Raw genomic sequence first — 13,883 nt, forward strand, 5'->3', positions numbered from 1 at the left:
TGTCAGAACTTGTAACCACGATGCAGCGCCACGACACCTGCCGTCAGGTTGTAGTAATCAACGCTTTCGAACCCGGCATCTTGCATCATTGCTTTTAAGGTGTCCTGATCGGGATGCATGCGGATGGACTCCGCCAAATAGCGATAACTGTCTGCATCGCTTGCCACCATAGAACCAATGCGCGGCAAAACGTGGAAAGAGTATGCGTCGTAGGCTTTGCTCAGCGGTTCGATAATCGGCTTGGAGAACTCCAGCACCAGTAGACGTCCGCCCGGCTTCAACACGCGATACATAGATCGTAATGCTTTATCTTTATCCGTTACGTTGCGCAGACCGAAAGAGATGGTGATGCAGTCAAACGTGTTGTCTGGGAAAGGTAATGCTTCCGCATTCGCCTGAACGTACTCAACGTTACCCACGACGCCGATATTACGCAGCTTTTCGCGACCCATTTTGAGCATTGAGTCGTTGATATCCGCCAGCACAACTTTGCCAGTTTCGCCAACCATGCGAGAGAATTTCGCCGTCAGATCGCCCGTACCGCCCGCCAAATCGAGAACGGTTTGCCCGCGACGCACGCCACTGCAGTCAATGGTGAAGCGCTTCCACAAACGATGAATGCCAAATGACATTAAGTCATTCATAACGTCATATTTAGACGCCACAGAATGAAAAACGTGGGCCACCATGTCAGCTTTCTGCTCTTTAGCGACGGTCTGAAAGCCAAAGTGCGTCGTTTCTTGTGAATTATCCACCATCTCAGTGCCTGCTCATCCAAAAAATGTTCAAGAAGTGTAACAGATTGGGCCAATTTGCCCTACCCTTCTGCCCGGTTCAACTACCCCAAACGGACTAGTTTGATTGCTGGTTTACCGCTTCATCATCAGGGTAAGGTTCATCCTGCTGCGTCTCAGGGACCGAGCGCAAGCGGTACTCTTCATCCTGCGTAGTGGCTTGTTCAGCCAGTTCAGGATTAATCTCGCGCTTAATTTCCACGCCTAAACTGCGAAACGCTTCTGCCTGCGACAGGACGTTTCCACGGCCTGAAGAGAGTTTTTTCATCGCCTGTCGGTAGTTATCCTGAGCTTTATCCAGGCTTTGGCCAATTGCCGACATATCATCCACAAACAATCGCATCTTGTCATAAAGTTTGCTGGCCCGATCGGCGATCTGTTGCGCATTACGACTCTGATGCTCGTAGCGCCACAAGTTGGCAATCGTGCGCAATGCCACCAACAACGTGGTAGGGCTAACCAGCATAATGTTATTTTTAAGTGCTTCAGTAATCAGTTCGGGCTGTCTATCGAGCGCCAGTAAAAAAGCAGGTTCAACGGGGATAAACATCAGCACATAGTCAAGTGTGCGCAGCCCAGGAAGTTGCTGATAGTCTTTGCGCCCCAGCAGACGGATATGGTTTCGTACCGAGGCGATGTGCTCCTGCAACGCGCTCTCGCGGGTGTATTCATCTTCAGCATTAAAATAGCGTTCATAGGCGACCAGCGTCATTTTCGCGTCGATCACCACATCTTTGCCCTGCGGTAACCGGACGATGACATCTGGCTGCATCCGCGAACGGGCGTCGTTCTCAATGCTGACCTGGGTTTCGTATTCATAGCCTTCGCGCAGACCGGAAGCCTCAAGCACCCGGGTGAGTACGACCTCGCCCCAGTTGCCCTGCGTTTTGTTATCGCCTTTTAATGCCCGCGTCAGGTTTACCGCTTCCTGCGCCATCTGCACGTTCAGTTGCTGCAGATTACGAATTTCGTGCGCCAGAGTATGGCGTTCTTGCGCCTCTTTACCAAAGCTATCCTGAACCTGGCGTCGAAAACCGTCCAGTTGTTCGCGAAGCGGTGTAAGCAGGCTGTTCAGGCTTTGGCGATTTTGCTCATCTACACGACGGTTGCTGTGCTCGAAAATACGGTTCGCCAGATTTTCAAATTGTTCGCTCAGACGCTGTTCGCTGTTGATCATCTGGCGGATTTTATCTTCCGCATGCTGCTGCGTCGCTTCCAGTCGGGTAGTGACTTCTCGAAGATCGGCTTCCAGAGAGGTGTTGATGCTGTGCAGACTGCGCAATTCGTTATTGAGTAGTTCGCACTCATCGCGCCAGTGGGCTTCCTGTGAGAGCTGCTGGCGGGCGGCGCTTAGCGCAATATCCAGTTCGCGTCGTTCTTCGATGAGGTCAGCACGGATCCGATCGGCGTGCGCTTTTGTTGCTAGCCACCCCACCAGCAGCCCTGCGGCTAACGCCAGCACGGCACTCATCATAATTGAAATATCCACAACGCCCCCTTACAGCAACGACTTACCCGCACAAAATAGAATTGTGCTGTATAAACGTCCAGTTTAAAAGGAATTTCCTGCGAGGCACTACGCAAAATAAAAAGGCCGAACGCGTCGGCCTTTTTGAATAGACGGGAGAATTACAGTAAACGACGCGCAGCTTCCACCACGATTTTCACCGCGTGGCTTTCTGTTTGTTTCATCGTTTCCGCATTAGGGATCTCTTGCTGAGTACGGTTCACGATAACACCCGCGACCATACCGGCACGCAGACCCTGGCTTGCGCACATGGTGAGCAGCGTAGCAGATTCCATTTCGTAGTTCATGACACCCATAGACTGCCACTCTTCCATTGAGCCTTTGAAACGGCTCACTACGCGACCAGAGAAGGTGTCATAACGCTCCTGGCCCGGATAGAAGGTATCAGAAGACGCGGTAACGCCTACGTGGGTGGTGGCGCCGATAGATTTCGCCGCTTCCACCAGCGCGGTGGTGCACTCGAAGTCCGCGACGGCCGGGAATTCCATTGGCGCGAAGTGCAGGCTTGCACCGTCCAGACGGACAGATGCTGTGGTGACCAGTACATCACCTACGTTGATATGTGGCTGAATGGCGCCAGTCGTACCGATACGCAGGAAGGTACGAATGCCCAGCTGTGCCAGTTCTTCTACGGCAATAGAGGTTGACGGACCGCCGATACCGGTAGAGCACACGATCACGGCTTTACCATCCAGCTCAGCACGCCAGGTAGTGAACTCGCGATGAGATGCCAGCTTAACCGGCTTATCCATCAGCGCGGCGATCTTTTCCACACGCTCCGGGTCGCCAGGGACGATAGCGAGCTGAGCCCCTTGTAAATCGTTCTTAGTGAGGCCGAGATGAAAAACATCAGACTTAGACATAAAAACTCCTCTGTGAATCGGTTTTGTCAGAAGAAGCAAAAACACACTTTACCGAAGGCATGAACATATTTTCGTGACAGTCATCACTATGATGTAAATCAATTGCATTCCATTACCATAAAATAGTGACTTGAATCACATAAATGATGCGATGTAAGGAAGCCCTGCACAAAAGATAGACCGTTTAAGGCAATGTGGTTCGTTGCATGTGTCTATAGTTAACAATGCGCTTTTTGGCTGAATATTTAAGGGTACGGAGAATACCATGACAACACGACAATCTGGCTTTGCACCTGCTGTATCTCCACCGACGTCTACCACGGTTCACACTCCGGATAACGCCATTATCGCCGGTGTAACGTCCATACCTTCACAAGGCGATGATATGCCAGCGTATCACGCACGACCAAAACAGTCCGATGGCCCGCTGCCTGTGGTCATTGTCGTGCAGGAGATTTTTGGCATTCATGAACACATTCGTGACGTTTGCCGCCGTCTGGCTCTGGAAGGGTATCTGGCTATCGCACCAGAGCTCTATTTTCGTGAAGGCGATCCCAATGACTTTGCCGATATCCCCACGTTGCTCAGCAGCCTTGTCGCCAAAGTGCCTGACTCTCAGGTATTGGCCGATCTGGATCACGTCGCCAGTTGGGCTTCTCGTAACGGAGGAGATGCCCACCAGTTGATGATCACCGGATTTTGCTGGGGTGGACGCATCACCTGGCTGTATGCAGCTCATAATCCGCAGTTAAAAGCGGCGGTAGCGTGGTATGGCAAACTGGTGGGCGATAAAACCCTCAACTCACCGAAACATCCTGTTGATATCGCGACCGATCTTAACGCCCCCGTTCTGGGACTTTATGGCGGCCAGGACACCAGTATTCCGCAAGATACCGTTGAAACAATGCGTCAGGCGCTGCGCGCCGCCAATGCAAAAGCGGAAATCGTGGTCTATCCGGATGCCGGACATGCCTTTAACGCCGATTATCGTCCGAGCTATCACGAAGAGTCCGCGAAAGATGGCTGGCTGAGAATGCTGGAGTGGTTCACACAATACGGCGGGAAGAAATAAACGTTAATTGCCCGGCGGCGACTACACCTTACCGGGCCTACAACTCTTGCTATTTCCTGTAAGCCGGGTAAGCGCTTGCGCTTCCCGGCCACCGGCACGGAATTACGCCTGACGCAGGTTCTGCGCGGCTTTGACCATGTTCGCCAGCGCGGCGCGGGTTTCCGGCCAGCCGCGCGTTTTCAGGCCGCAGTCCGGGTTGACCCACAGACGCTCGGCCGGAATACGCTGCTCGGCTTTCTTCAGCAGGGCTTCAATCCACTCCACGCTCGGGACGTTCGGCGAGTGAATATCGTATACGCCCGGCCCGATTTCGTTCGGATAGTCAAACTCTTCAAACGATTCCAGCAACTCCATATCAGAGCGTGAAGTCTCAATGGTGATCACGTCCGCGTCCAGCGCCGCAATGGAGTCCATGATGTCGTTGAACTCGCAGTAACACATGTGGGTGTGGATCTGGGTTTCATCCTTCGCCACCGCCGCGTTAATGCGGAAGGCTTCCACGCCCCACTCCAGATACGCCGCCCAGTCGCTGCGGCGCAGTGGCAGACCTTCGCGCAGTGCCGGTTCGTCAATCTGGATAATGCCAATACCCGCCGCTTCCAGATCCGCTACCTCATCACGCAGCGCCAGCGCAATCTGCTTAGCGATGGTTTCACGCGTCACGTCTTCACGCGGGAATGACCAGCAGAGAATGGTCACCGGACCGGTCAACATGCCTTTTACCGGTTTGTCGGTCAGCGACTGGGCATACTTCGCCCACTCCACGGTGATCGCTTCCGGGCGGCTGACATCGCCAATGACCACCGGCGGCTTCACGCAGCGAGAGCCGTAGCTCTGCACCCAACCATTCTGGGTAAAGACGAATCCGTCCAGGTGCTCGCCAAAATATTCCACCATGTCGTTACGTTCGGCTTCACCGTGCACCAGCACGTCAAGCCCCAGACGTTCCTGTTCAACAATCGCCTGTTTGATATGTTCCGCGATACCGGTGCGGTAGTTACCGGCATCCAGATTGCCCTTTTTGAAGTCCAGACGCAGGCCGCGAATTTCCGTGGTTTGCGGGAATGAACCGATAGTGGTAGTCGGCCATGCCGGCAGATTAAAGCGGGCACGCTGCGCTTCGGCGCGAACCGGGTAAGCGTTGGCACGTTGGCTGTCCTGGGCGGTGATCGCCGCCAGACGTTTTTCCACTGCGGCGTTGTGTACGCGGGTAGAGTGACGACGAGCCTGGATCGGTGCGCTCCACGCCACAATTGCCGCCGTATCACCGCTGTTCAACGCATCACGCAGCAGCGCCAGCTCGCCGCATTTTTGTAGGGCGAAGGCAAACCAGCTCTTCACTTCTGCATCAAGGCGAGTTTCCACGCTGAGATCGATTGGGCTGTGCAGCAAGGAGCAGGAAGAAGCTACCCACAGGTCACGTTTCCCGACGATATCTTTAATTTGCGCGTATTTTTCGCTGAGATCGGCACGCCAGACGTTGCGACCGTTAACCAGCCCCGCTGACAGCAACCAGTCGGCAGGCAGACGCTTGTGCAGCTCGGCCACATCATCTTTACCGTGCACGAAGTCAACGTGCAGCCCCTGCACCGGCAGCGCGGTAATGGTATCCAGATTTGGCGTTACGCCTTCGAAGTAGGTGGTCAGCAGCAGCTTCACCTGACCCGTCAGCGCGTCATACGCCGGTTTGAAGGCGTTCAGCCAAACCTGAGGCAGCTCCAGCACCAGAGCCGGTTCATCAATTTGCACCCACTCAATACCGCGTTTCGCCAGCTCAGCCAGCACCTGCTGGTAAACCGGCAGAATATCGTTCAACAGACTCAGGCGGTCAAACTGTTCGCCCTTCACTTTCCCCAGCCACAGGTAAGTTACCGGTCCCAGCAGCACAGGTTTCACCTTGTGACCGAGCGCCAACGCTTCATCCACTTCATCCAGCAGTTGGGTCCAGGTCAGTTTGAACTGCTGACCTTTGGTGAACTCTGGCACCATGTAGTGATAGTTGGTGTTAAACCATTTGGTCATTTCTGCTGCCGCCGCGGGCTCTCCGGTTGGTGCGCGGCCACGGCCAATGCGGAATAAGGTATCGATATCGACCGAGCCGTCTTTATTTTGATGACGAGCCGGAACGTTGCCGAGCAGCAGGCTGGTGGTCAGCACGTGATCGTACCAGGCAAAATCGCCCACCGGCAGCAGGTCAACGCCCGCCTGCTTCTGCTGATCCCAATGACGGGCACGCAGCTCGCGGCCAACGGTTAGCAAATCTTCACGGGAAGAATTTCCCGCCCAGTAGCTTTCTTGCGCTTTTTTCAGCTCGCGACGCAGGCCAACGCGAGGGAAACCGAGGGTGTGATTAAGTATTGTCATTTTTCTTCCTCTAATTATATGTAAATCCTATTGATTTTTAATTTAGGGAAGGTGGCAAGTTTATTCATCCCAGGAGCTTACTGAAGTAAGTGACCGGGGTGGAAAAATACAGCCAACGCACCATAAATTTAAAAGACGAAGGATTTTAGCCATCCAGATGTTTACACATCCATAATTGACAGTTACTGTATATTCCTCAAGCGCAATTTGTTCATGCCGAAGTGAAGGACTTTCATGATCGAGATTAAACACCTGAAAACGCTCCAGGCGTTGCGGAATAGTGGTTCGCTGGCGGCCGCAGCGGCGACGTTGCATCAGACCCAATCCGCCCTCTCTCACCAGTTCAGCGATCTGGAACAGCGCCTTGGCTTTCGACTTTTTATCCGTAAAAGCCAGCCTCTGCGCTTTACGCCGCAAGGCGAAATTTTGCTGCAGTTAGCAAATCAGGTGTTGCCGCAAATTGGTCGTGCGCTGCAGGCCTGCAACGAACCGCAGCAAACCCGGCTGCGGATCGCTATTGAATGCCATAGCTGTATTCAATGGCTGACGCCCGCGCTGGAGAATTTTCGTGCCAACTGGCCGCAGGTGGAGATGGACTTTAAATCCGGCGTGACGTTCGATCCGCAACCAGCGCTACAACAGGATGAGCTGGATCTGGTGCTGACATCCGACATTCTGCCGCGTAGCGGACTGCACTACTCGCCGATGTTCGATTTTGAAGTCCGCCTGGTACTGGCGCCGGACCATCCGCTGGCCAGCAAGACGCAGATCACGCCGGAGGATTTAGCCAGTGAGACGCTGCTTATTTACCCGGTGCAACGGAGTCGACTGGATGTCTGGCGGCATTTCTTGCAGCCTGCGGGCGTTAGTCCGTCGCTGAAGAGCGTGGATAACACCCTGCTGCTGATTCAGATGGTTGCAGCCAGAATGGGTATTGCAGCTTTACCACACTGGGTGGTGGAGAGTTTTGAACGCCAGGGCCTGGTGGTGACCAAAACCCTGGGTGATGGATTGTGGAGTCGGCTGTACGCCGCCGTGCGCGATGGCGAGCAGCGACAGCCGGTCACGGAAGCGTTTATTCGCTCAGCGCGGAATCACGCCTGCGATCACCTGCCGTTTGTACGGAGTGCGGAACGACCCACTTTCGATGTACCCACAGTGAAGCCACTATCACAGCCGCACCAATGATGAAGCTTGGCCAGTGAGGCTGTTGATGCCAGATAGCCAGGTTAACCAGCAGCCCGGCCGGCACATGCATATTGTTCATGATGCCCAGCGTACCCGCATCCACCTGGGTCGCGCCGTAGTTCCACATAAAGTAACCAATGCCGGACGCTGCCACGCCAAGAAAGACCAGAATTCCCCACTGTAGCGTGGTTGCAGGCATTTTCTGCGCATTCCCCAGCATGAACCAGGCCACGACCGCCACCATAAAGGCCCCCATATAAAACCAGGCAAAGGCGTTGTGCTGCGGCATTGGCCGCGTTTCCATCAGACGCTTGTAGCCCACCATGCCAATGGCAAAGCTGATATTGGACAACTGCACCAGCAGCAGGCCGGTCCAGAAGTGGCTGGTCACCTGATCGTAACGAATGATCCCCGCACCAATCACCGCCAGCAACGCACTGAAGGCGTAGCTCCAGCGCAGACGACGTCCGCTCATCAGGTCATAAATCAGCGTAATGTAGAGCGGCGTCAGCACGGTAAAGAGCAGCAGTTCTGAAACCGTCAGGTACAGATAGGCGTGAAAACTCAGCATATACATAATGCCAAGCTGCATGGCGCCCACCAGCATATACAGCGCGATGGTTTTTACGCTATGCCCACGGGTACGTAAAAACGGCAGGAACACCAGCGCCGCCAGCCCAACGCGCACCAGCACCGCAAAATAGCTATCGACATGACCGGCAAGGTACTCGCCAAACAGGCTAAAGGAAAAGGCCCACAGAATTGTGGTAATGATGAGTAACGCCACAATGGATGTCTCTTAACAAAAGGTACACCCATTGTAGCGAAGTTTTAAGTTGACATCTGGTCAACTAACGAACAAAAACATTACTGCAAAAACAGCTCACGCAGATAATGCGGCACGGCATCGTCGGCATTAAGACCAATGACTTCCAGTTCCGGATGCAGATCCTTCAGGCGCTGGTGAGCGTTGCCCATAATGCAGCCTTTCCCTGCCATGGAGAGCATTTCCGCATCGTTCATTCCGTCGCCAAAAGCGATGCAATCTTTCAGGCTGTAGCCCATCGCTTTCGCTACCGCTTCAAGCGCATGACCTTTCGATACGCCGCCAGCCATGACTTCAAGGCAGGTAAGCGTAGAGAAACTGACGTTGACGCGGTCGCCCCATCGAGCGTTAATCGCCTGTTCCAGCGGCAGCAGCCTTTCGTGAGAATCGGTGGTGAAAAACACCTTACTCACGCCTTCCGGCTCCAGTAGCGCAGGTTCAAACAGTGAATAGTTAAACACTGCTTCTTTGAAGAAGCGCATTTCGTCCGGGCGATGGCGGTTCATAAACCACTCATCATCACGATAAACGTTGGTCACGATGTCCGGGTTTGCATTCACTACGCCAAACAGGTCGCTGGCAATGTCGCGATCCAGGTTATGCGAAAACACCAGATTCCCGTCAGAATCATGCACACGCGCGCCGTTGGACGTGATCATGTAGGTTTTAATGCCGAGGTTATCGCGAATTTGCCCCACATCAACATGATGACGGCCAGTCGCAAACACGAAGTTAACGCCACGAGCGGTCAATAACTTCAGCGTCTCTTTGGCATAAGGGGACAGAGTATGGTCGGGAGAAAGCAGCGTACCGTCTAAATCAGACGCAACAACCTGATACATAAGAAAATTCAACCTCTAGGCAAAGCGGGTTCCGCTGGATGAGTTATGCTTGTCGAAAAATTCGACAATAGCGTTAAGCGCGACTGAGCGCATTGCGTCCTTTTCAAAAAGGATCTCATGGTACGCGCCTTTGATGACCAGCGGCTGCCCCCCTTCTACGGGATGGCCCGCTGCGGCGCGGAGTTCACAAAAACGATCGTGCATGCGGTTATCTACCACACGCTCTTCTTCGGCCTGAATCAGCAACGTCGGCGTCGCGTCGTCTCCTGCTCCAGCCAGAACCTGTTCGCCTGCCAGAATACCTTCACGTACCCAGTGGTAGGTGGGGCCGCCAACGCGCAGCCGTGGCTCATCCGCATAGAAGCGTAGATTGCGCCGATAGCGCTGTCGACTATGGGTTAACGCATTCATACCGAATGGCAGCGCCCGCCAGCGCCCGGTACCCATCGCATAACCTTCGCGGATCCGCGGATGCCCTTCAGCCCAGTCCAGAATGTGGCGTACCATCCAGTCGGGAAAGCGCATCACAATACCAAACATCGGCGCGCAAAGCGCGATGGCATCACACTGATTCGGGTGGCGCTGCAAGAATAACGTGGCTATCGCACCGCCCATTGAATGCGCCAGTATATAGCGCTTTCTCCACGGACCGGGTAGCACTTCCTGCTGCCAGAAGGCGGTTAAATCGTCGACATAGTCATTAAAGTTATCGACATGACCGCGATGCGGGTCCGAAAGCATACGCCCGGAACGCCCCTGGCCACGGTGATCGATAATGAGGACGTCAAAACCAGAATGAAACAGGTCATACGCCAGTTCAGCGTATTTCACGTAGCTTTCAATGCGTCCAGGACAGACGACGATGACGCGATCGTTTTTTTCTGCGTGAAAACGCACAAAATGGACGGGGATATCATCCACGCCCGTAAATTCCGCTTCTTCCCGCTGACGCCAGAAATCTGTCAGTGGCCCCATGGAAAAAGCAGCAAACGCGTTTTCTCTTGTTTCCCAGTCTTTTTGCTGCTGAAACATCGGGTATCCAGCCTCGCTGACCAAGTAAAATCGTTTTTTTCGCCGTCGCTGACACAACCTAACGGCAGTAGCGTATTGTGGCATAAAAATAGACAATCCGGGAGTTTCTCATGACCTTTGAATGGTGGTTCGCCTACCTGTTGACCTCTATTATTTTGAGCTTGTCTCCAGGCTCTGGCGCAATCAACACCATGACCACCGCCATCAGTCACGGTTATCGCGGTGCCAGCGCGTCGATTGCTGGTTTGCAGACAGGACTTGGCATTCATATCGTTCTGGTTGGCGTAGGACTGGGAACGCTATTTTCACGTTCGGTGATCGCATTTGAGGTGCTGAAGTGGGCAGGGGCGGCCTATCTGATTTGGCTGGGTATTCAGCAATGGCGGGCGGCGGGTGCTATCGATCTGAACACCATGGCGAATACGCAATCGCGCAGCCGCCTGTTCAAACGCGCTGTCTTTGTTAATCTGACCAACCCCAAGAGCATTGTTTTCCTTGCCGCCCTGTTCCCGCAGTTTATCCTGCCGCAGGAACCGCAGTTAATGCAGTACGTGGTGCTTGGCGTCACGACCATCGTGGTCGATATCATTGTGATGATCGGTTACGCGACGCTGGCCACGCGCATTGCTGGCTGGATTAAAGGGCCAAAGCAAATGAAAGCGTTAAACAAAGTGTTTGGCTCGCTGTTTATGCTGATAGGCGCCTTGTTAGCCTCGGCACGGCATGCCTGATGAAGGTGCCGGAGGCGCTTGCGCTTATCCGGCACGGAAGAAACTTAACGCGAAATAATCAGGTGGATACCGAAGCCCGCAAACAGCGCACCGGCAAAACCATCAATCCACTTCGCCAGACGCTGATAGCCACGACGCATTTTCGGCAATGCAAACAGGCTGGCGACTACGGTAAACCACGCCAACGTTTCCACGATGATCAGGGCAAAGATCCCCCAGCGTGCGCCCGTTCCCACGTTATCGCCAACGAACAATGAGAACACGGAGCCAAAATAGATAATGGCTTTAGGGTTCGCCAGGTTGGTCAGCAGCCCCTTCAAAAAGCTGCGTCCGCTCTGCGCCAGCTCAACCTGCGGAGTGGGAGTCGCAACATCCTGTTTTTTAAACGCGCCGCGTAGCATCTGATATCCCATCCAGCACAGATACAGCCCCCCGCCCACCATAATAATGGTGTGCAGCCAGGCCATTTTTTCGATAATCAGATGTAGGCCGAGCAGCGCTACACCAGCCCAGACCATGACGCCACAGGTAATACCCAGCACACCCATCATAGCTTCTTTGCGCGAACGGCTAACCGCTGTTTGAGAAACAAAGAAAAAGTCGGGACCAGGGCTCATCAGCGCAACGATATGCACCAACGCAACGGTGAAAAATAGCGTTAACATAAAAATGACTCGCGGGGGAAATAGTTCAGTGAGTCACCATCCTGGCACTTTTTTGCCTGGCTGACTACTCTTCGTCGTCACCATCAACGTGCGCGCGAATAAGCGCCATAAACTCTTTGCCAAAACGCTCAAGTTTACGCATCCCCACGCCATTAACGCTCAGCATTTCGCTCGGTGAAACCGGCATCTGCTCAGCCATTTCAATCAGCGTGGCGTCGTTGAACACCACATACGGCGGGATATTCTCTTCATCAGCAATGGCTTTACGCAGCTTCCGCAATTTGGCGAACAGTTTGCGATCGTAATTGCCACCGAAGGATTTCTGCATCGCTCGCGGTTTCAGCGCCACAATTCGCGGTACCGCAAGCTGTAGCGCAACATCACCACGCAGTACCGGACGCGCGGCTTCGGTTAGCTGTAACGCGGAGTGATGAGCAATATTCTGCGTCACCAGCCCAAGATGAATAAGCTGGCGAATAACGCTCACCCAATGTTCGTGGCTTTGCTCACGACCAATGCCATAGACCGGCAGCTTGTCATGGGCCAGCTCGCGAATTCGCTGGTTATTCGCTCCGCGCAGAACCTCCACGACATAACCCATACCAAAGCGTTGATTAACACGGTAGATAGTCGACAGCGCTTTGCGCGCATCCATGAGTCCGTCGTACTGTTTTGGCGGGTCGAGACAGATGTCGCAGTTACCACACGGCTCCTGACGCCCCTCGCCAAAATAGTTCAACAGCACCAGACGACGACAGGTTTGCGCCTCGGCAAACGCCCCCATCGCATTGAGCTTATGCCGTTCGATATCCAGCAGTTGCCCGGCAGGTTTCTCTTCGAGGCAACGGCGCAGCCATGCCATATCAGCCGGATCGTAAAACAGCATTGCTTCCGCAGGCAGGCCGTCACGCCCGGCGCGGCCGGTTTCCTGATAATAGGACTCGATGTTGCGCGGAATATCGAAATGCACCACGAAGCGTACGTTGGGTTTGTTGATTCCCATGCCAAACGCCACGGTCGCTACGACGATTTGCAGGTCATCACGCTGGAATTTCTCCTGCACTTCTGCACGTACAGCGTTTTCCAGCCCGGCATGATAAGCCCCGGCGCTAATGCCTCGGCTTTGCAGACGCGCGGCGGTGTCTTCTACTTTAGCGCGACTGTTACAGTAAATAATACCGGACTTACCGCGCTGCTCTTGCACGTAGCGCATCAGTTGATCGAGCGGCTTAAACTTCTCCATCAACATGTAGCGAATATTCGGGCGATCAAAGCTGCTGATCTGAATTAACGGGTCGTTGAGCCCCAGCAGACGCACAATATCCAGCCGGGTTGTCTCGTCCGCGGTCGCGGTCAGCGCGACAAACGGCAGAGTTGGGAAACGCTGACGCAACTGCCCCAGCGCGGCGTATTCCGGGCGGAAATCATGCCCCCACTGCGAAATACAGTGCGCTTCATCAACCGCCAGCAGCACCGGGTTCCAGTGCGCCAGATTTTCAAGGAAGTTATCCAGCATCAGGCGTTCGGGCGCAATGTACAGTAAGCGAATCTGCCCGCTACGACAGCCTGCCATCACCTCAAGCTGCTGCTCACGGCTTTGGGTGGAGTTCAGACACGCGGCCGCCACGCCGTTGGCAAGCAGTTGATCGACCTGATCTTTCATCAGAGAAATCAGCGGAGAAACAACAACGGTGAGGCCGTTAAGCAATAATGCGGGAATTTGATAGCACAGGGATTTTCCGCCACCGGTCGGCATAACGACCAGGCAGTCGCGACCAGCGATCACGGTATCAATGATTTCTTCCTGACCAGGGCGAAACTGTTGGTAGCCAAAGGTTTCCTGCAAAACCTGTTTAGCGCCCATTTCCAGATTCAACACTTCCGCCTGCGCCACATTAACCCCATTAGCCTGAAATAAAAACAGGCGCTATTTTCAGCGCCTGAGAGAGAAACTGCAATGATTAAAATACTCTCAATA

Annotated in this window: 12 protein-coding genes; 3 read left to right on the forward strand and 9 right to left on the reverse strand. The window is 53.9% G+C overall.

Translation table 11 applies throughout. The annotated features are described in order from the left end of the window. Positions 1-2: 2 nt before the first annotated feature. The 3 genes from ubiE to udp all read right to left on the reverse strand — a co-directional run bounded on the left by ubiE (position 3) and on the right by udp (position 3,185). The gene (gene ubiE / locus GFC06_RS04000) at positions 3-758 is read right to left on the reverse strand and encodes a bifunctional demethylmenaquinone methyltransferase/2-methoxy-6-polyprenyl-1,4-benzoquinol methylase UbiE (RefSeq protein WP_003017897.1); all 756 of its coding nucleotides are present in this window, start codon (positions 756-758) and stop codon (positions 3-5) included. A 94-nt stretch (positions 759-852) separates the two neighbouring features. Beyond that, positions 853-2,283 (reverse strand): DNA recombination protein RmuC, encoded by a 1,431-nt coding sequence (gene rmuC, locus GFC06_RS04005; protein WP_152607526.1) that lies wholly within the window; start codon positions 2,281-2,283, stop codon positions 853-855. Between the two features lie 140 nt (positions 2,284-2,423). Next, positions 2,424-3,185 (reverse strand): uridine phosphorylase, encoded by a 762-nt coding sequence (gene udp, locus GFC06_RS04010; RefSeq protein WP_006686084.1) that lies wholly within the window; start codon positions 3,183-3,185, stop codon positions 2,424-2,426. 265 nt (positions 3,186-3,450) lie between these two features. Here udp and GFC06_RS04015 point away from each other — a divergent pair, with 265 nt between their 5' ends. Then, positions 3,451-4,257, forward strand: coding sequence for a dienelactone hydrolase family protein (locus tag GFC06_RS04015; RefSeq protein WP_016155137.1), 807 nt, complete (start codon positions 3,451-3,453; stop codon positions 4,255-4,257). A gap of 102 nt (positions 4,258-4,359) precedes the next feature. Here the strand turns inward: GFC06_RS04015 and metE are convergent, their stop codons facing one another. Next, positions 4,360-6,621: a 5-methyltetrahydropteroyltriglutamate--homocysteine S-methyltransferase gene (gene metE, locus GFC06_RS04020; RefSeq protein WP_047499558.1), complete on the reverse strand. Its 2,262-nt coding sequence runs from the start codon at positions 6,619-6,621 to the stop codon at positions 4,360-4,362. 234 nt (positions 6,622-6,855) lie between these two features. On the opposite strand from metE, the gene metR reads away from it, so the two are divergent. After that, positions 6,856-7,809 carry an HTH-type transcriptional regulator MetR gene (metR, locus tag GFC06_RS04025; RefSeq protein WP_003017908.1) on the forward strand — a complete coding sequence of 318 codons (954 nt, stop codon included), beginning with the start codon at positions 6,856-6,858 and terminating at the stop codon, positions 7,807-7,809. On the opposite strand, the gene GFC06_RS04030 is transcribed toward metR, so the two are convergent. The 3 genes from GFC06_RS04030 to pldB all read right to left on the reverse strand — a co-directional run bounded on the left by GFC06_RS04030 (position 7,697) and on the right by pldB (position 10,509). After that, entirely contained in the window at positions 7,697-8,596 is a 900-nt protein-coding gene (locus GFC06_RS04030) for a carboxylate/amino acid/amine transporter (protein ID WP_016157852.1), read from the reverse strand. The genes metR and GFC06_RS04030 overlap by 113 nt on opposite strands. 80 nt (positions 8,597-8,676) lie before the next feature. Further along, positions 8,677-9,477 carry a sugar/pyridoxal phosphate phosphatase YigL gene (yigL, locus tag GFC06_RS04035; RefSeq protein ID WP_008787091.1) on the reverse strand — a complete coding sequence of 267 codons (801 nt, stop codon included), beginning with the start codon at positions 9,475-9,477 and terminating at the stop codon, positions 8,677-8,679. Between the two features lie 15 nt (positions 9,478-9,492). Beyond that, complete coding sequence (gene pldB, locus GFC06_RS04040) at positions 9,493-10,509, reverse strand: lysophospholipase L2 (protein WP_003017911.1); 1,017 nt, start codon at positions 10,507-10,509, stop codon at positions 9,493-9,495. 110 nt (positions 10,510-10,619) lie between these two features. Here pldB and rhtB point away from each other — a divergent pair, with 110 nt between their 5' ends. After that, on the forward strand, positions 10,620-11,240 hold the full coding sequence (gene rhtB, locus GFC06_RS04045; protein ID WP_003828938.1) for a homoserine/homoserine lactone efflux protein: 621 nt from the start codon (positions 10,620-10,622) through the stop codon (positions 11,238-11,240). Positions 11,241-11,284: 44 nt separating this feature from the next. On the opposite strand, the gene rhtC is transcribed toward rhtB, so the two are convergent. Beyond that, complete coding sequence (gene rhtC / locus GFC06_RS04050; protein WP_016155134.1) at positions 11,285-11,905, reverse strand: threonine export protein RhtC; 621 nt, start codon at positions 11,903-11,905, stop codon at positions 11,285-11,287. A 64-nt stretch (positions 11,906-11,969) separates the two neighbouring features. Further along, positions 11,970-13,799: an ATP-dependent DNA helicase RecQ gene (recQ, locus tag GFC06_RS04055; protein WP_019078429.1), complete on the reverse strand. Its 1,830-nt coding sequence runs from the start codon at positions 13,797-13,799 to the stop codon at positions 11,970-11,972. Between the last annotated feature and the right edge of the window lie 84 nt (positions 13,800-13,883).

The sequence above is a fragment of the Citrobacter braakii genome, from assembly GCF_009648935.1.
GTDB lineage: Bacteria > Pseudomonadota > Gammaproteobacteria > Enterobacterales > Enterobacteriaceae > Citrobacter > Citrobacter braakii.